Annotated in this window: 18 protein-coding genes; 14 read left to right on the plus strand and 4 right to left on the minus strand. The window is 72.2% G+C overall.

Features of this window, described 5'->3' with window-relative positions; all coding sequences use genetic code 11:
* Window position 1 precedes the first annotated feature (1 nt).
* The 7 genes from whiA to AOM03_RS01815 all read left to right on the plus strand — a co-directional run bounded on the left by whiA (window position 2) and on the right by AOM03_RS01815 (window position 5,774).
* A complete protein-coding gene (whiA, locus tag AOM03_RS01785; protein WP_062377686.1) occupies window positions 2–985 on the plus strand; it encodes a DNA-binding protein WhiA in 984 nt (327 codons plus the stop codon).
* A 421-nt stretch (window positions 986–1,406) separates the two neighbouring features.
* Window positions 1,407–2,411, plus strand: a complete 1,005-nt coding sequence (gene gap, locus AOM03_RS01790; RefSeq protein ID WP_062377688.1) for a type I glyceraldehyde-3-phosphate dehydrogenase — start codon at window positions 1,407–1,409, stop codon at window positions 2,409–2,411.
* Window positions 2,412–2,518: 107 nt separating this feature from the next.
* Window positions 2,519–3,709, plus strand: coding sequence for a phosphoglycerate kinase (locus AOM03_RS01795; RefSeq protein ID WP_062377690.1), 1,191 nt, complete (start codon window positions 2,519–2,521; stop codon window positions 3,707–3,709).
* Window positions 3,710–3,714: 5 nt separating this feature from the next.
* A complete protein-coding gene (gene tpiA, locus AOM03_RS01800) occupies window positions 3,715–4,506 on the plus strand; it encodes a triose-phosphate isomerase (RefSeq protein ID WP_062377692.1) in 792 nt (263 codons plus the stop codon).
* Between the two features lie 92 nt (window positions 4,507–4,598).
* Window positions 4,599–4,844, plus strand: coding sequence for a preprotein translocase subunit SecG (secG, locus tag AOM03_RS01805; RefSeq protein ID WP_062377694.1), 246 nt, complete (start codon window positions 4,599–4,601; stop codon window positions 4,842–4,844).
* Between the two features lie 33 nt (window positions 4,845–4,877).
* A complete protein-coding gene (locus tag AOM03_RS01810) occupies window positions 4,878–5,246 on the plus strand; it encodes an RNA polymerase-binding protein RbpA (protein WP_062377697.1) in 369 nt (122 codons plus the stop codon).
* A 246-nt stretch (window positions 5,247–5,492) separates the two neighbouring features.
* Window positions 5,493–5,774, plus strand: coding sequence for a SelT/SelW/SelH family protein (locus AOM03_RS01815; protein ID WP_062377699.1), 282 nt, complete (start codon window positions 5,493–5,495; stop codon window positions 5,772–5,774).
* Between the two features lie 212 nt (window positions 5,775–5,986).
* Here the strand turns inward: AOM03_RS01815 and pgl are convergent, their stop codons facing one another.
* From pgl to tkt, 4 genes are all read right to left on the minus strand, one after another.
* A complete protein-coding gene (gene pgl, locus AOM03_RS01820; RefSeq protein WP_062377701.1) occupies window positions 5,987–6,940 on the minus strand; it encodes a 6-phosphogluconolactonase in 954 nt (317 codons plus the stop codon).
* Window positions 6,937–7,857: a glucose-6-phosphate dehydrogenase assembly protein OpcA gene (locus AOM03_RS01825; RefSeq protein WP_062377703.1), complete on the minus strand. Its 921-nt coding sequence runs from the start codon at window positions 7,855–7,857 to the stop codon at window positions 6,937–6,939. Before AOM03_RS01825 ends, pgl begins: the two co-directional genes overlap by 4 nt.
* Window positions 7,854–9,371, minus strand: a complete 1,518-nt coding sequence (zwf, locus tag AOM03_RS01830; protein ID WP_062377705.1) for a glucose-6-phosphate dehydrogenase — start codon at window positions 9,369–9,371, stop codon at window positions 7,854–7,856. Before zwf ends, AOM03_RS01825 begins: the two co-directional genes overlap by 4 nt.
* A 201-nt stretch (window positions 9,372–9,572) precedes the next feature.
* Window positions 9,573–11,645 (minus strand): transketolase, encoded by a 2,073-nt coding sequence (tkt, locus tag AOM03_RS01835; protein ID WP_062377707.1) that lies wholly within the window; start codon window positions 11,643–11,645, stop codon window positions 9,573–9,575.
* 172 nt (window positions 11,646–11,817) lie between these two features.
* On the opposite strand from tkt, the gene AOM03_RS01840 reads away from it, so the two are divergent.
* From AOM03_RS01840 to aroH, 7 genes are read left to right on the plus strand one after another with little or no spacing between them, the layout of a single operon-like run.
* Window positions 11,818–12,768 (plus strand): heme o synthase, encoded by a 951-nt coding sequence (locus AOM03_RS01840; RefSeq protein WP_062377709.1) that lies wholly within the window; start codon window positions 11,818–11,820, stop codon window positions 12,766–12,768.
* On the plus strand, window positions 12,765–13,685 hold the full coding sequence (locus tag AOM03_RS01845) for a site-specific tyrosine recombinase XerD (RefSeq protein WP_062377710.1): 921 nt from the start codon (window positions 12,765–12,767) through the stop codon (window positions 13,683–13,685). The genes AOM03_RS01840 and AOM03_RS01845 overlap by 4 nt, the downstream gene beginning before the upstream one ends.
* 32 nt (window positions 13,686–13,717) lie before the next feature.
* Complete coding sequence (locus tag AOM03_RS01850; protein ID WP_062377712.1) at window positions 13,718–14,536, plus strand: ParA family protein; 819 nt, start codon at window positions 13,718–13,720, stop codon at window positions 14,534–14,536.
* 1 nt (window position 14,537) lies between these two features.
* On the plus strand, window positions 14,538–15,371 hold the full coding sequence (locus AOM03_RS01855) for a segregation and condensation protein A (RefSeq protein ID WP_062377714.1): 834 nt from the start codon (window positions 14,538–14,540) through the stop codon (window positions 15,369–15,371).
* A gap of 11 nt (window positions 15,372–15,382) precedes the next feature.
* Window positions 15,383–15,913, plus strand: coding sequence for an SMC-Scp complex subunit ScpB (gene scpB / locus AOM03_RS01860; RefSeq protein ID WP_174441932.1), 531 nt, complete (start codon window positions 15,383–15,385; stop codon window positions 15,911–15,913).
* The gene (locus tag AOM03_RS01865) at window positions 15,913–16,659 is read left to right on the plus strand and encodes a pseudouridine synthase (protein WP_062377718.1); all 747 of its coding nucleotides are present in this window, start codon (window positions 15,913–15,915) and stop codon (window positions 16,657–16,659) included. Before scpB ends, AOM03_RS01865 begins: the two co-directional genes overlap by 1 nt.
* 40 nt (window positions 16,660–16,699) lie before the next feature.
* Window positions 16,700–17,062 (plus strand): chorismate mutase, encoded by a 363-nt coding sequence (gene aroH, locus AOM03_RS01870; protein ID WP_062377720.1) that lies wholly within the window; start codon window positions 16,700–16,702, stop codon window positions 17,060–17,062.
* The last annotated feature ends 11 nt before the right edge of the window (window positions 17,063–17,073 follow it).

Below are 17,073 nucleotides of genomic sequence, written 5' to 3' on the forward strand. Positions count from 1 at the left end.
CATGGCTTTGACGGCACAGGTGAAGGACGAGCTCGCACGGGTCGCCGTCGAGCGCATCTCGGCGCGCAAGTCCGAGGTGGCGGCGACGCTGCGGTTCGCGGGCGGCCTGCACATCGTCTCGGGGCGCATCGTCATCGAGGCGGAGCTCGACACGGCCGCGGCGGCCCGCCGCCTGCGCCACTTCATCGGCGAGACCTACGGGCTCCACTCGGAGATCATCGTGGTCTCCGGCGGAGCGCTCAAGAAGGGCAACCGCTACGTGGTGCGCGTGGTCAAGGAGGGCGAGGCGCTCGCCCGCCAGACCGGCCTGCTCGATCACCGGGGCCGTCCGGTGCGCGGTCTCCCTCCGCACGTGGTGGGCGGCGGCATCGACGACACGGTGGCCGCGTGGCGCGGCGCGTTCCTTGCGCACGGCTCACTCACCGAGCCCGGCCGCTCCGCCGCTCTCGAGGTCACCTCGCCCGGCCCCGAGGCCGCGCTGGCCCTCGTGGGCGCCGCGCGACGCCTGGGGATCACCGCGAAGTCCCGCGAGGTGCGCGGCGTCGACCGCGTGGTGATCCGCGACGGCGACTCCATCGCGTCCCTGCTGGCCCGCCTGGGCGCGCACGACTCGGTGCTCGCCTGGGAGGAGAAGCGGACCCGCCGCGAGGTCCGCGGCACCGCCAACCGGCTCGCGAACTTCGACGACGCCAACCTGCGCCGCAGCGCCCGCGCCGCCGTCGCGGCCGGGGCGCGCGTGCAGCGCGCGTTCGAGATCCTGGGCGACGAGGTCCCCGACCACCTGCGTCAGGCCGGCGAGCTGCGCCTCGCGAACAAGGAGGCCTCGCTCGAGGAGCTGGGCAAGCTCGCGGACCCGCCGCTCACCAAGGACGCCGTCGCGGGCCGCATCCGCCGGCTTCTCGCGACCGCGGACAAGCGCGCCGAGGAGCTGGGCATCCCCGACACGGAGAAGGGCATCGCGCCCGAGCTGCTCGAGCTCGACTGATCTTTCGGCCCGGCCCCGCCCGGCCGTATCCTCGGCCCGGCCCGGCCGCATGCTCGGCCCGGCCCGGCCGCATGCTCGGCCCGGCCCCGCCCGGCCGCATCTTCGGCCCGGCCGCGCCGCGCCGCGTTCCGCCCTCAACCCGGCCACCGCATCGTCCCTCGACCGGTCCTGAGAGCCCCGTGGGGCGCGCAGTCTGCCAGGCGGCGGTCCGTGCTGTCCCCATAGGGGTGAAATGCCTGGTGCGATCGCGCGTCGCGCATCGGCTCCGCCCGGGACCTCCGTCCGCCTGCCTGATTCGTGCGTGAGTAGTAGGCTTCCAAGCAGTGGCCCCGCCTCGGCGGGGCACGGCGCACGCGGCAGTGCGCAACCCACCATCCACAACCGCGATGCCCTGTGGGCAGAGCACCGGAGGAGACATACAGTGACCATCAAGGTCGGCATCAACGGCTTCGGCCGCATCGGACGTAACTTCTTCCGCGCCGCGCGCGAGCTCGGCTTCGACTTCGAGGTTGTCGGCGTCAACGACCTCACCGACAACAAGACCCTCGCGCACCTGCTCAAGTACGACACCGTGCTGGGCAAGTTCGACGGCGAGGTCTCGTTCGACGACGACAACATCTACGTCGACGGCAAGGCCATCAAGGCCCTCGCCGAGCGCGACCCCAAGAACCTCCCCTGGGCCGAGCTGGGCGCCGAGATCGTCATCGAGTCGACCGGCTTCTTCACCGACGCCACCAAGGCCGCCGCGCACATCGAGGCCGGCGCCAAGAAGGTCATCATCTCCGCCCCGGCGAAGAACGAGGACGCCACCTTCGTCGTGGGTGTGAACCACACCGACTACGACCCGGCCGCCCACAACGTGATCTCGAACGCGTCGTGCACCACCAACTGCCTCGCCCCCTTCGCGAAGGCCCTCAACGACGCGATCGGCATCGAGCGTGGCCTCATGACCACGATCCACGCCTACACCGGTGACCAGAACATCCAGGACGGCCCGCACAAGGACCTGCGCCGCGCCCGCGCCGCCGCCCAGAACATCGTTCCCACCACGACCGGTGCCGCCAAGGCCGTCGCGCTCGTGCTCCCCGAGCTCAAGGGCAAGCTGGACGGCTTCGCCATGCGCGTTCCGACCATCACCGGCTCGGCCACCGACCTCACCTTCGAGGCGTCGCGTGAGACCACCGTCGAGGAGGTCAACGCCGCGATCAAGGCTGCCGCCGAGGGCGACATGGCCGGCACCCTGGCCTACACCGAGGACGACATCGTCTCCGCGGACATCGTCGGCGACCCGCACCAGTCGATCTTCGACGCCAAGCTCACCCGCGTGACCGGCTCGACGGTCAAGGTCGTGTCCTGGTACGACAACGAGTGGGGCTACTCCTGCTCGCTCGCCAAGCTCACGAACTACGTCGGCGAGCGCCTCTAAGCACTCTCGATGTGATCACCTCGACGGCCGTGCACGCGCTTGCGTGCGCGGCCGTCGTCGCGTGATCCCACCGACCCCCTCCCACCTCTCTCACGACAGGAACATCAATGAAGACCATCGACTCGCTCGGTGACCTCACCGGCAAGAAGGTGCTGGTCCGCTCGGACCTCAACGTCCCGCTCGACGGCACCACCATCACCGACGACGGCCGCGTCCGCGCCTCGGTCCCCACCATCACCAAGCTGCTCGACGCCGGCGCCGCCGTGATCGTCACCGCGCACCTGGGCCGCCCCAAGGGCACCCCGGACGCGAAGTTCTCGCTCGCGCCCGCCGCGGCCCGCCTGTCGGAGCTGCTCGGCAAGCCCGTCACCCTCGCCGAGGACCTCGTGGGCGACTCGGCCAAGGCCGTCGTCGCCGCGCTCGAGCCCGGCCAGGTCGCGATGCTCGAGAACGTGCGCTTCGACGCGCGCGAGACCTCCAAGGTCGACGAGGAGCGCCAGGCGCTCGCCGCCGAGCTCGCCGCCCTCGCGGACGTGTTCGTCTCGGACGGCTTCGGCGTGGTCCACCGCAAGCAGGCGTCGGTCTACGACGTCGCGCAGGTGCTGCCCGCCGCGGCCGGCACGCTGGTCGAGAAGGAGGTCGTGTCGCTGGGCAAGGCCGTGACCGACCCGGCCCGCCCCTACGCGGTCGTCCTGGGCGGCTCGAAGGTCTCGGACAAGCTCGGCGTCATCGCCAACCTCCTGACCAAGGCGGACCGCCTGCTCATCGGCGGCGGCATGGTCTTCACCTTCCTCGCGGCCAAGGGCTACGAGGTGGGCACCTCGCTGCTCGAGCAGGACCAGATCGACACGGTCAAGGGCTACCTCGCGACCGCCGAGGAGAACGGCGTCGAGATCGTCCTCCCGACGGACATCGTGGCCGCCGACAAGTTCGCCGCCGACGCCGACGCGCTCGTCGTCGCCGCGGACGCGATCCCCGCGGACCGCATGGGCCTCGACATCGGCCCCGACTCGGCCGCGCTCTTCGCGTCCAAGCTCGCCGACGCGCAGACCATCGTCTGGAACGGCCCCATGGGCGTGTTCGAGATGGAGGCGTTCGCGAACGGCACCAAGGCCGTGGCCCAGGCCATGGTCGACTCCGAGGGCTTCTCGGTCGTCGGTGGCGGCGACTCGGCCGCGGCCGTGCGCCTGCTCGGCTTCGACGAGGCCGGCTTCGGCCACATCTCCACGGGCGGCGGCGCGTCGCTCGAGCTTCTCGAGGGCAAGACCCTGCCGGGTCTCGCCGTGCTGGAGGGTTGATCAGAATGGCACGCACCCCGCTCATCGCAGGAAACTGGAAGCTGAACCTCGACCACCTCGAGGCGACGCACACCGTGCAGAAGCTCGCGTGGCACCTGCGCGACGCCAAGCACGACTACTCCGAGGTCGAGGTCGCGGTGCTCGCGTCCTTCACCTCGCTGCGCTCGGTCCAGACCCTGGTCGAGGCCGACAAGCTCGAGCTCAAGTACGGCGCGCAGGACATCTCGCAGCACGCCAAGGGCGCGTACACCGGTGAGGTCTCCGGCACGCAGCTCGCGAAGCTGGGCGTCTCCTTCGTGGCCGTGGGCCACTCGGAGCGTCGCCAGTACCACGGCGAGACCGACGAGGTCGTCGCGGCCAAGACCAAGGCGGCGTTCGAGAACGGCATCGTGCCGATCGTCTGCGTCGGCGAGGGCCTCGACATCCGCAAGGAGGGCCGCCAGGTCGAGTACACGCTCGCCCAGGTCGACGGCGCGCTCGCCGGCCTCCCGGCCGAGCAGGCCAAGGACGTCGTCATCGCCTACGAGCCCGTCTGGGCCATCGGCACCGGCGAGGTCGCGACCCCGGCCGACGCGCAGGAGGTCTGCGGCGCGATCCGCGCCCGCCTCGCGGAGCTCTACGACGCCGAGCTCGCGGACGGCGTCCGTGTCCTCTACGGCGGCTCGGTGAAGTCCAGCTCGATCGCTCAGCTCATGGCCGAGCCCGACGTCGACGGCGGCCTCGTCGGCGGCGCCTCGCTCGACCCGGAAGAGTTCTCCAAGATCGCGCGTTTCAAGGAGCACCAGGTCGGTCTGTAGCCGATCTCACGCGACATGCGCGACCGGTCGGCCTGGTAAGGCCGGCCGGTCGCGTATTCTTGTCTCCGGTCATATTCGTTTTTGGGAGAACCGTGGAAATCCTCAACACCATCCTGTGGGTCGTGCTCGTGCTGAGCTCGCTGCTCCTCCTGGGCCTGGTGCTCATCCACCGCGGCCGCGGCGGAGGCATCACGGACATGTTCGGCGGCGGCATCGCCTCCGGCATCCAGTCGTCCGCCGTGGGCGAGCGCAACCTCACTCGCATGACCTGGACGGTCGCGATCGTGTGGGGCGCCACCGTGGTGCTGCTGGGCCTCGTGGCCCGCTTCTCCGTCTAATTACTGCAGTACGGCAAGACAAGGAGGTCTTCTATGGCAGGCGGAAACGCCATCCGGGGCGCACGCGTGGGCTCGGGTCCGATGGGTGAGAACGAGCGTGGCGAGACCGCCGCGCGTCAGGCGGTCTCGTACTACTGCGCGCGGGGACACGTCACCACGCCGTCGTTCGCGACGGGCGGCGACCAGGTCGTGCCGGTCGAGTGGGACTGCCCGCGCTGCGGCTTCCCCGCGGGCCTGGACCAGGACAACCCGCCGGAGCCGCTGCGCACCGAGCCGTACAAGACGCACCTCGCGTACGTGAAGGAGCGCCGCTCCGATGAGGAGGGCGAGTCCCTGCTCGACGAGGCGCTCTCGGACCTGCGCGAGCGCCGCGGCACGCTGTCGGTCGTCGACGCCGAGTAGCAGCCCGACCAGGCTTCACGAGGGGCCGTCTCCCACCGGGGAGGCGGCCCCTCGTGGCGTCTCCCCGGACGCACCTCTGGACACTCCGCACGGATTCCGGCGCGACACACCGGTGGTGGGGGCCGATGCGGCGGTCGGCTCCGGCGCGTCGCGCGCCACTCCGTGCGGAGTGTCCGGGGGTGCGCCGGCGGGGGCTGGAATGATGGGCGGCGGACCGGGGTTGTCCCGGCGACGGAAGGAGCGTTCATGCTGATCGAGATCGAGTACTGCGTCCCCTGCGGCTACCTGCCGCGCGCCACGGCGGCGCAGACCCGCCTGCTGGAGGAGTTCGGCAACCACATCGAGGGCGTCACCCTCAAGACCGGGCGCAAGGGCGTGTTCACGTTCCGCGCCGACGGCGAGCAGATCTACGCCAAGCCCGCCGAGTTCGATATCGAGGCGATCGTGGCCGAGGTGCGCGGGCGTCTGCCCGAGCGCGAGCACATCGACGCCGAGGGCCGCGACCTGCTCATGGGCAAGCGCCACTGAGTCTCTGAGGCGAGTCGCCGCGTCACCCCTCCACACCGCGTCACCCCTCCACACCGCGTCACCCCTCCACGCGACGTCACCTCTCCACACGGCGCCCGGCGTGTCGTCGGCGTGTCGATGCCTTCCGGGCGCGACACGCCGACGACACGCCCGAACCTGTGTGGAGGGGTGACGCGAGGCGAGGCCGGGCGGAGGCGGGCGAACCAGTGACGCTAGATCTTGGCCGCGGCCTTCGCGTCGAGCAGCCAGAGCGTCTCCTGCGCGCCGTGGACGTGCGCGGCGGGCAGCGCCGCGTCGCCGCCGAGGGCGCGCGCGGCCACATCGGCCTTCTCGGCGCCCGCGGCGACGATCCACACGCGCTTGGCGCGGTTGATGGCGGTCAGGGTGAGCGAGACGCGCTCGGGCGGAGGCTTGGGGGAGTCCGTGACCGCCACGGCGCGCGGACCGACCATCGCGGCTGCCCACGCCTCGGCGGCCCAGTCCACGGAGGGGTCGATGCCGCCGGCGCCGAAGGCCGCACCTGCATCGGCTCCGGCGAGCGCCGCCGCGGCGGCCGTGTCCGAGGCGAGTCCGTGCGAGAAGCTCGCGAGCTCCTCGAAGACGGGGTGGCCGGGGAAGAGCGATGCCACGTGGCCGTCGGGCCCCATGCCGAACATCGCCACGTCGAAGCTGGGATCGCCGTGCTCGCGCAGGAGTGCGTCGTAGGACTCGGCGGCGGCCTCGAGCGAGGCGCCGGGAGTGGAGCCCGTCGCGCCGGACGCCGCACCACCGAACGCCGCACCACCGAACGCCGCAGCCGCATCGGCCGGCGCAGCGGCCGGCATCCGGTGGATGTTCTCCTCGGGCAGCGGGAGAGCTCCCAGCAGCGCGGCCTGCGCCTGGCCCTCGTTGCGGTCGGGGTGGCCGGCGGGCACGAACCGCTCGTCGCCCCACCACACATGCACGGAGGTCCAGTCGATCGCGTCGGCGAGCGGCGACCGGGACACGGCCGCGAGCGTGGCGATGCCGACCGTTCCACCCGTGAGCACCACGTCCGCACGGTCCTGCACGGACAGGGTGTCGAGCAGGGTCACCAGCAGGCGCGCCGCGGTGGCCTCGGCGACAGCGTCCGGCGAGGGGTGGACCACGACGCGGGGCCGGTGCTCCCGGCGCGACCAGAGGCTCACAGCGGCACCACCGTCTCGGACGCGAAGGAGGCGAGCACCTCTCCGTAGAGCGCGTCGTCGTCGAGCCGGCGGAGCTCCTCCGCGAGCGCCTCGTCGAGCGCCCGCGCGGGCAGCGTGATGACGTGATCCGGCTGGCCCGGCTGCGAGAGCGTGGCGTTGCGGCCGTCGGGCCGGGAGATGGACACGGGACCCGAGGGCGTCTCCAGGGTGATGGACTGCAGCGCGGTCACCGAGGCATCGTACGTCGCCTCGATCTCGCACCCCAGGGCCCTCCGCAGCCACGCGCCCAGCAGCAGGATGGACGGGCTGTTGAAGTCGCCGTGCATGCGGGCGACCGACACCCGCGGGTCGGGGACCTGGTCGAGCGCGGAGGCCAGCAGCGCCCGCCAGCGCGTGAGCCGGGTCCAGGCGAGGTCCGTGTCGCCGGGCCGGTAGCAGCGGGCGAGCGACAGCAGCACCGCGGTCGGGTCCTCCTCGCCCTTGGTGTCGGTGATGCGGCGCTGCGCCATGCGGCCCAGCGCACATCCGGCCATGTCCGCGGGCACGTCGGCCGGCCACCACGCGACGATGGGCGCGTCGGGCAGCAGCAGGGGAGTCACCAGGGTGTCCTGGTGGTCGATCTGCTCGCCGGCGGGGCGCAGGACGATCACCTCGGACGCGCCCGCGTCGCCGCCCACGCGGATCTCCGCGTCGAGCCGCGCCTCCGCGGAGTCGCCGGGGGAGATGACGACGATGCGGCACGGGTGCTCCCGGGACGCCACGTTCGCCGTCCGAATGGCCTGCTCGGCGTCGGCGCCGGTCGCGTCGATCACCAGCGTCATGACGCGGGCGAGGGTGACCACGCCGTAGTCCATGCGGCTCTCGACCAGGCGGGCGTTGATCTCCGCCGTCGTCGTCTGCGGAAGGGTGATGATCATGGGCGCCTCCAGACGCGTCCGTCGCGGGCGAGCATCTCGTCGGCCCCCGGGGGACCCCACGTGCCACTGCGGTAGGCCTCCGGGCGGCCCTGCCCGGCCCAGAACTCGAGGATGGGGTCGAGGAGCTTCCAGGACAACGCGACCTCCTCCTGGCGGGGGAACAGCGGCGGGTCGCCCAGGAGCACGTCGAGGATGAGCCGCTCGTACGCCTCCGGGGAGCTCTCCGTGAAGGCGTTGCCGTACGCGAAGTCCATGGTGACGTCGCGCACCTCCATCTGCGTGCCCGGCACCTTCGAGCCGAACCGCAGCGTCACGCCCTCGTCGGGCTGGACGCGGATGACCAGCGCGTTGGTGCCCACGTCGGACCCGGCGATCTCCTGGAAGTACGGCGACGGCGCCTTCTTGAACACGAGCGCGATCTCCGTCACCCGCCGGCCCAGGCGCTTGCCCGCCCGCAGATAGAACGGCGCGCCCGCCCAGCGCCGGTTGGGGATATCGAGACGGATGGCGGCGTACGTCTCCGTCTCCGAGTCCTCCGCGATGCCGTCCTCGTCGAGGAAGCCGCCCACGCGCTCGCCGCCGCGCCACCCGGCCGCGTACTGCCCGCGCGCCGTGGCCAGACCCAGGTCCGCGGGCAGCCGCGCGCTGCGCAGCACCTTCTCCTTCTCCATCCGCAGGTCGTCGGCCTCGAAGGATGCGGGCTCCTCCATGGCGGTCAGCGCGAACAGCTGGAGCAGGTGGTTCTGGATCACGTCGCGCGCGGTGCCGATCCCGTCGAAGTACCCGGCGCGCGAGCCGATCCCGATGTCCTCGGCCATGGTGATCTGCACGTGGTCCACGTAGGTGGAGTTCCACACCGGCTCGAACAGCTGGTTGGCGAAGCGCAGCGCGAGCAGGTTCTGGACCGTCTCCTTGCCCAGGTAGTGGTCGATGCGGAACACCGAGTCGGGCGGGAACACGGACGACACGACGCGGTCGAGCGCCTCCGCGGACTCGAGGTCGTGACCGAAGGGCTTCTCGATGACCACGCGTCGCCACGTGCCCTCGTGCGGGTCCGACAGTCCGGACTCCCGCAGCTGGGTGATGACCTGCGGGAACGCCGAGGGCGGGATGGACAGGTAGAAGGCGTGGTTGCCGCCCGTGCCGCGCGACGCGTCGAGCTCCTCGACGGTGGAGCGCAGCCGGGTGAACGCCTCCGCATCGTCGAACGTGCCGGGCACGAAGCGGATGCCGGACGCGAGCTGCCGCCACGTCTCCTCGCGGAACTCTGTGCGCGCGTGCCGCTCGACGGACTCGCGGACCACCTCCGCGAAACGCGCGTCGTCCCAGTCGCGCCGCGCGAAGCCCGTGAGCGCGAACGCGGGCGGCAGCAGGCCGCGGTTGGCCAGGTCGTAGACCGCGGGCATGAGCTTCTTGCGTGCGAGGTCGCCCGTGACACCGAACATCACCAGGCCGCACGAGCCCGCGATGCGGGACAGGCGGCGGTCGCGGGGATCGCGGAGGGGATTGGTCAACGCGGTGCCTTCCGGAGGGGGAGCGGGGGCGGGGGACGATGCAAGGTCCGGCCGGGCGCGCCCCGCACCGGTGCGGGAGACCGGGTGGGCACGCGGGGCCGTGCGAGGGGAGATGCGGTGATGCTCGCGACTATACGCAACGGGCGCGGCGGGGGCTTCCGGCCCCGCCGCGCCCGTCGCGCGTTCAGCAGTCGGAGTGCGTCAGCAGCAGTCCGCCACGGCCGCGATCGACTCCTTGGCGACGGCCGCGACGTTCTCCGCGGTGTAGCCGTACTTCTTGAGCAGCAGGCCGCCGTCGGCCGACTCGCCGAAGTGGTCGATCGACACGGTGCGACCGCAGTCGCCCACGAACTCGCGCCAGCCGAGCGCCGAGCCGGCCTCGACCGAGACGCGCGCCTTGACGGCCGCGGGGATGACCGACTCGCGGTAGGCGGCGTCCTGACGGGCGAAGCGCTCGACGGACGGCATCGACACGACGCGGGCCTTGACGCCCTCGGCGGCGAGCAGCTCGCGCGCCCCGACCGCCACGGAGACCTCGGAGCCGGTGGCGAGCAGCACCACGTCCGCGTCCTCGTCGGCGCCCGCGAGCACGTAGGCGCCCTTGAGCACACCCTCGGTCGAGGTGCCCTCGAGGACCGGCAGGCCCTGGCGCGACAGGATGATCGCGGAGGGACGGTCGGTGGTCTCGAGGATGGCCTTCCACGCGGCGGCGGTCTCGTTGGCGTCCGCCGGGCGGATCACGTCGAGGCCCGGGATCGCGCGCAGCGTCGCGAGGTGCTCGATGGGCTGGTGGGTGGGGCCGTCCTCGCCCAGGCCCACCGAGTCGTGCGTCCACACGAAGGTGGTGGGGATCTGCATGAGGGCCGCGAGGCGGACCGACGCGCGCATGTAGTCGGAGAACACCAGGAAGGTGCCGCCGTACACGCGGGTGAGGCCGTGGAGCGTGATGCCGTTCATGATCGCGCCCATGCCGAACTCGCGGATGCCGAAGTGCAGCGTGCGGCCGTACCAGTCGCCGTTGGGCCACGAGTGGGTTGAGCGGTGCGGGGGCAGGAACGACGGCTCGCCGGCCATCGTGGTGTTGTTCGAGCCCGCGAGGTCGGCCGAGCCGCCCCACAGCTCGGGGAGCACGGGGGCGAGGGCGCCCAGCACCTTGCCCGACGCGGCGCGCGTCGCGACCTTGGTGCCGACCTCGAAGGTGGGCAGCGCATCGTCCCACGACTCGGGGAGCTCGCGGGCGACCATGCGCTCGAGCAGGGCGGCCCGCTCGGGGTTCTCGGCCTGCCAGCGGGCGAAGCCCGCGTTCCACTCGGAGTGGGCGGCCTGGCCGCGGTCCTTGACCTGCTGCATGTGCGCGAGGATCTCGGGCTCGACGGCGAAGCTGGCCTCGGGGTCGAAGCCGAGCACCTCCTTGAGGCCCGCGACCTCGGTGGCGCCGAGCGCCGAGCCGTGCACGCCGCCCGAGTTCTGCTTGGTGGGCGAGGGCCAGCCGATGATGGTCGACAGGGCGATGAACGACGGCTTGCCGGTCTCCGCCTTCGCGGCCTCGATGGCGTCGTAGAGGGCCTGCGGCTCCTCCTTGTATCCGTCCTCGGTGACCCACGAGACCTTCTGGGTGTGCCAGCCGTAGGCCTCGTAGCGGCCCAGGACGTCCTCGGTGAAGGAGATGTCCGTCTCGTGCTCGATCGAGATCTTGTTGTCGTCCCAGATGACGATGAGGTTGCCCAGCTCCTGGGTGCCCGCGAGCGCGCTCGCCTCGTGGGCGACGCCCTCCTGGAGGCAGCCGTCGCCGGCGATCACGTAGACGTGGTGGTCGAACGGCGAGGTGCCGGGGGCGGCGTTCGGGTCGAGCAGGCCGCGCTCGCGGCGGGCGGCCATCGCCATGCCCACGGAGGACGCGATGCCGGTGCCCAGCGGGCCGGTGGTGATCTCGACGCCGTCCGTGTGTCCGTACTCCGGGTGGCCGGGGGTGAGCGAGCCCTCGGTGCGCAGGGCCTTGAGGTCGTCGAGGCCCAGCGGGTAGCCCGAGGCGAACAGCTGCAGGTACAGGGTGAGCGACGAGTGGCCGGCCGACAGCACGAAGCGGTCGCGACCGATCCAGTGCGAGTCCGACGGGTCGTGGCGCATGACGTTCTGGAACAGCAGGTAGGCGGCGGGCGCCAGCGAGATCGCGGTGCCCGGGTGGCCGTTGCCCACCTTCTCGACCGCGTCGGCCGCGAGCACGCGGAGCGTGTCGACGGCGCGGTGGTCGGCCTCGGTCCAGTTGATGGTCACAGGTGTCTCCCTCGACGTGTGGGTGGTGAGTACGCGCCCAGCCTACCGGCGCGGGAACGTCGTTCTGTCGTGGCCGCGCACCAATGTCGAACGTTCACATTGGGCAGATCGTGCGGAAAAGGGCGGCCGCGCCGGGACCTGGGTCCCGCCCGCCGCGGCTAGACTGCTGGGCATGTCCACCGCCACGGAGGCGCCCGCCGGCGCATCGCCCCGCGCCCCCCGGTCGCCGCTCACGACAGTCCGGGCGTACGTGGCGCTCACCAAGCCGCGCATCATCGAACTGCTGCTGGTCACCACGGTGCCCACCATGGTGCTCGCGGCCGACGGCTGGCCGGACCCGTGGCTGCTGGTCGCGACCGTGCTGGGCGGGGCGCTCTCCGCCGGGGGCGCGAACGCGTTCAACAGCTACCTCGACCGCGACATCGATGCGGTGATGAAGCGCACCAGCCGCCGCCCGCTGGTGACGGGCGAGGCCAGCCCGCGCGGCGCGATCGTGTTCGCGTGGGTGCTCTCCGTGGGCTCCACGCTGTGGTTCTGGTTCGTCGTGGGCTCGCCGCTCGCGGCCGGCCTGTCCGTGCTCGCGATCCTGGGCTACGTCGTGGGCTACACGATGCTGCTCAAGCGACGCACCGCGCAGAACATCGTCTGGGGCGGCGCGGCCGGCTGCATGCCCGTGCTCATCGGCTGGGCGGCCGTCACCCAGTCGCTCGCGTGGACACCGGTCCTGCTGTTCCTCATCATCTTCTTCTGGACGCCGCCGCACTACTGGCCGCTGTCCATGCGCTTCCGCGGCGACTACGGCGCAGCCCGCGTGCCGATGCTCCCCGTGGTGGCCCCCAGCCGCCGGGTGGCGTTCGAGATCTTCGCGTACGCGATCGCCATGGTCGCCACGACGGTGGCCCTGGCCTTCGTCGCCGGCCTCACCTGGGTGTACCTGGGCATCGCGCTCGTGTCGGGCGCGTGGTTCCTCACGGGCTGCCTCTCGCTGTACCGGCGTGCGCGCCGCGGGGAGGCGCGCCTCAAGGAGATGCGGCTGTTCCGCGACTCGATCACGTACCTTTCTGTGGTGTTCGCGGCCATCATGATCGACCCCTTCCTGCCCGCCGCGCTGTCGGTCGGGTGACGCTCGCGGGCGAGCGCGACGCCTACCTCGCGCACGTCACGGTCGAGCGGGGGCTCAGCGCCAACACCGTCGCCGCGTACCGCCGCGACCTCGAGCGCTACCTGCGCTTCCTCGCCTCCCGGGGCATCGACAGCCTGGGCGACGTGGGCCGCGAGGACGTGGGCGCCTTCGCCGAGGCGATCGGCACGGGGGAGGACGGCGGCCGGGCCCTGGCACCCGCATCGGCCTCCCGCGTGGTGGTGTCCATCCGGGGCTGGCACCGCTTCGCGGTGCTCGAGGGCTGGACGGCCCAGGATCCGGCCGCGCAGGTCAAGCCGCGCGCCATCCCCAAGCGCCTGCCCAAGGCGATCGGGACCGATGCGGTGGCCGCCGTCCTCGAGCAGGCCGGCATGGGCGACGGGCCGGGGCCCCTCAGGGACCGCGCGCTGCTCGAGCTCGTGTACGCCTCCGGCGCCCGCATCTCCGAGGCCGTGGGCCTCGACGTCGACGACCTCACCCTGGAGAAGGGGCACGAGGCGGTGCTGCTGCGCGGCAAGGGGCGCAAGGAGCGCATCGTCCCCCTGGGCTCGTACGCCGCCCGGGCGCTCGACGCGTACGTGGTGCGGGCGCGCGGCCCGCTCGCGGAGCACGGCCGGGGCACGTCCGCGCTGTTCCTCAACGCGCGCGGCGGCCGGCTCTCGCGCCAGTCGGCGTGGACCATCCTGCGCGCCGCGGCGGAGCGCGCCGGCGTGCCCGACGTCTCGCCGCACACCCTGCGCCACTCGTTCGCGACCCACCTGCTCTCCGGCGGCGCCGACGTGCGCGTGGTGCAGGAGCTGCTGGGCCACGCCTCCGTCGCGACCACGCAGATCTACACGCTGGTCACCCGCGACACCCTGCGCGAGGTGTACGCGGCGGCGCACCCGCGCGCCCGCTGAGGTCCTGGCAGACCCGGCGGTAGGGTTGGGGCGTGACCGACGACTTCCCCGAGCCCGCCCCCCTGTCCAGCCACGGTCCCGCCCGCGTGATCGCGCTGTGCAATCAGAAGGGCGGCGTGGGGAAGACCACCACGTCGGTGAACGTCGCGGCGGCCATGGCCGAGTACGGGCGCAAGGTGCTGCTGGTGGACTTCGACCCGCAGGGTGCCGCGTCCGCGGGCCTGGGCATCAACGGCGAGGCGCTCGACCGCACGGTCTACAACCTGCTCATGGAGTCCGGCGCGTCGACCCGTGAGGTCATCGTCGAGACCAAGGTGCCGGGGCTCGACCTGCTGCCGGCGAACATCGACCTGTCCGCGGCGGAGGTGCAGCTCGTGGGCGAGGTGGCGCGCGAGAGCGCACTGAGCCGCGCGCTGCGCCCCGTGCTCGACGACTACGACGCGATCCTGGTCGACTGCCAGCCGTCGCTGGGCCTGCTCACCGTCAACGCGCTCGTCGCGGCCCACGGCGTCATCATCCCGCTGGCCGCCGAGTACTTCGCGATGCGCGGCGTCAAGCTCCTGGTCGACACCATCGCCAAGGTGCAGGACCGCCTCAACCCGCGCCTCACCATCGACGCGATCGTGCCCACCCTGTACGACGGCCGCACGCTGCACGCGCAGGAGGTGGTCGAGCGGGTGCGCGAGGCGTTCGGCGACCGCGTCACGGAGACGCAGATCAGCCGCACCGTGAAGTTCCCCGACGCGACCATCGCGGCCGAGCCCATCACCACCTTCGCCCCCACGCACCCGGGTGCGGAGGCGTACCGCAGGCTCGCGCGCGAGCTGGTCGCGCGCGGGGTAGCGGCCTAGCGTGACGGCGGAGGCCGCACCCCGCGGCTTCGAGGTCCACCTCGAGAACTTCGAGGGGCCCTTCGACCTGCTGCTGAGCCTCATCTCGAAGCACCAGCTCGAGATCACCGAGGTCGCGCTCGCGCAGGTCACGGACGAGTTCCTGGCCACCATCGCCTCCCACGAGGACGCGTGGGACCTGTCGCAGGCCTCCGAGTTCCTGGTGGTCGCCGCGACGCTGCTGGACCTCAAGGCCGCGCGGCTGCTCCCGCAGGGCGAGGTGGACGACGTCGAGGACCTCGAGCTGCTCGAGGCGCGCGACCTGCTGTTCGCGAAGCTGCTGCAGTACCGCGCCTTCAAGCAGGCCGCCGTGCACCTCGAGACGGAGCTCACCGCGCCGCCGCGCCTGCCGCGCGACGTGCCGCTCGAGCCCCAGTTCGCGATGCTGCTGCCGGAGCTCATCTGGACGGCCACGCCGGAGCTGCTCGCGCGCCTCGCCGCGCACGCGCTCCAGCCCAGGTCGGCCCCCCAGGTGAGCATCGCCCACCTGCACAACCCCGCCGTGAGCGTGAGGGAGCAGGCCGCGCTCGTCACGCATCGTCTCCAGCGGGAGGGCACGCTCACCTTCCGGTCGCTGGTGGCCGATGCGGGACAGACCGCCGTGGTGGTCGCCCGCTTCCTCGCGCTGCTCGAGCTGTTCCGCGAGGCCGTGGTGGCCTTCGACCAGGTACGCTCGCTCGGCGAGCTGACGGTCCGGTGGACCGGCGGCGACGACCAGGTCGAGGTCTCGGACGAGTTCGACGAGGACGATGCGCTGGGGGTCGCCAGGGCGGCGCAGCAGGAGGAGGCACAGTGACGGACACGCGCATGCGCGGCGCCCTCGAGGCGGTGCTCATGGTGGTCGACGCGCCGGTGCCGGCCGCGCACCTCGCTGCCGCGCTCGAGGCGCCCGTCGCGGACGTCACCGCCGTCCTCGAGGCCATGCGCGACGAGTACGCGGATCCCGACGCGCCGCGCGGCTTCGAGCTGCGCGAGGTGGACGGCGGCTGGCGCATCTACTCGTCCCGACTGTTCGCGGACGTGGTGGGCCGCTTCGTGGTGGACGGGCAGTCCGCCCGGCTGTCGCAGGCGGCGCTCGAGACGCTCGCCGTGGTCGCATACCGTCAGCCGGTGACGCGGGGCCAGGTCTCGCAGATTCGCGGCGTGAACGTCGACGGCGTCATGCGCACGCTCGCCGCGCGCGGGCTCGTCACCGAGGTGGGCGAGACCGGCGGCGCCGTGCTGTTCGGCACGTCCACCGAGTTCCTCGAGCGGATGGGGCTGTCGAGCCTCGACGACCTCCCGCCGCTCGCGCCATACCTGCCCGACCTGGCGGACATCGACGGAGAGGGGGCCTGATGGGGCTCGAGATCCACCGGCCGGAGGGCATCCGGCTGCAGAAGGTGCTGGCGGCGGCGGGCGTGGGCTCGCGGCGCAAGTGCGAGATCCTCATCGAGCAGGGCCGCGTGACGGTCGACGGCGAGATCGTGGACCAGCTGGGCGTGCGCGTGGATCCCGAGGCGGTGTCCATCGCCGTCGACGGCAAGCGCGTCGCGGTCGACTCCGCGCACGTCACCGTCGCGCTCAACAAGCCGTTCGGCGTCGTCTCCACCATGAGCGACCCGCAGGGCCGGCCCGACCTGGGGCAGTTCGTCGCCGAGTACGACGAGCGCCTGTTCCACGTGGGCCGCCTCGACGCGGAGACCACCGGGCTGCTGCTGCTCACCAACGACGGCGACCTCGCGAACCGCCTGGCGCACCCCACGCACGGCGTGTCGAAGGTGTACGTCGCGAAGGTGCGGGGTCGGCTCACCAAGGCCGTGTGCACGCGCCTCAAGGAGGGCGTCGACCTGGACGACGGCCCGGTGCGCGCTACCTCCGCCCAGATCCTCGACACCTCCAAGGACTCCACGCTGGTCCAGGTGGAGCTGCACGAGGGCCGCAACCGCATCGTCCGCCGCATGCTCGACTCCGTGGGCCACCCGGTGCTCGAGCTGGTCCGCGTGCAGTTCGGGCCCATCCGCCTGGGCACCATGGCGCCGGGAGACGTGCGTCGCCTCACGCCCAGCGAGGTGGGCGAGCTCATGGACGACGCGGGGATGTAGGTCGGGGGATGCGTCCCCGGCGGCCATTACGATGGACGCCATGACGATTCGTGCGATCCGTGGCGCCATCACCCTGGAGCGCGACGAGCGCGATCACCTCCACGAGCGCACCCGCGAGCTGGTCTCCGCGATCATGCGCGACAACGCGCTCACGCCGGACGACGTGATCTCCGCGCTGTTCACCTGCACCCCGGACGTCTCGAGCGACTTCCCGGCGGCCGCGGCCCGCGACCTGGGCTTCGGCGCCGTGCCGCTCATGTGCGCCCAGGAGATCGCCGTGCCCGGCGCGCTGCCGCGCGTCGTGCGCGTGATGATGCACGTGGACACCGACCGCGCCCGCGACCAGGTCCAGCACGTCTACCTGCGCGACGCCGTCAAGCTCCGCCAGGACCTCGCCCAGTAGAGGGGACGGAC

This window comes from Demequina pelophila (assembly GCF_000971175.1).
In the GTDB taxonomy this organism is placed as follows: domain Bacteria; phylum Actinomycetota; class Actinomycetes; order Actinomycetales; family Demequinaceae; genus Demequina; species Demequina pelophila.

Excerpts from the sequence above, each read along its gene's own strand:
- AOM03_RS01795 (WP_062377690.1), top strand. The coding sequence starts at position 2,519 with ATGAAGACCATCGACTCGCTCGGTGACCTCACCGGCAAGAAGGTGCTG.
- scpB (WP_174441932.1), top strand. The coding sequence starts at position 15,383 with ATGCGCGGCGCCCTCGAGGCGGTGCTCATGGTGGTCGACGCGCCGGTG.
- AOM03_RS01815 (WP_062377699.1), top strand. The coding sequence starts at position 5,493 with ATGCTGATCGAGATCGAGTACTGCGTCCCCTGCGGCTACCTGCCGCGC.
- AOM03_RS01865 (WP_062377718.1), top strand. The coding sequence starts at position 15,913 with ATGGGGCTCGAGATCCACCGGCCGGAGGGCATCCGGCTGCAGAAGGTG.
- AOM03_RS01810 (WP_062377697.1), top strand. The coding sequence starts at position 4,878 with ATGGCAGGCGGAAACGCCATCCGGGGCGCACGCGTGGGCTCGGGTCCG.
- AOM03_RS01840 (WP_062377709.1), top strand. The coding sequence starts at position 11,818 with ATGTCCACCGCCACGGAGGCGCCCGCCGGCGCATCGCCCCGCGCCCCC.
- whiA (WP_062377686.1), top strand. The coding sequence starts at position 2 with ATGGCTTTGACGGCACAGGTGAAGGACGAGCTCGCACGGGTCGCCGTC.
- aroH (WP_062377720.1), top strand. The coding sequence starts at position 16,700 with ATGACGATTCGTGCGATCCGTGGCGCCATCACCCTGGAGCGCGACGAG.
- AOM03_RS01825 (WP_062377703.1), bottom strand. The coding sequence starts at position 7,857 with ATGATCATCACCCTTCCGCAGACGACGACGGCGGAGATCAACGCCCGC.
- tpiA (WP_062377692.1), top strand. The coding sequence starts at position 3,715 with ATGGCACGCACCCCGCTCATCGCAGGAAACTGGAAGCTGAACCTCGAC.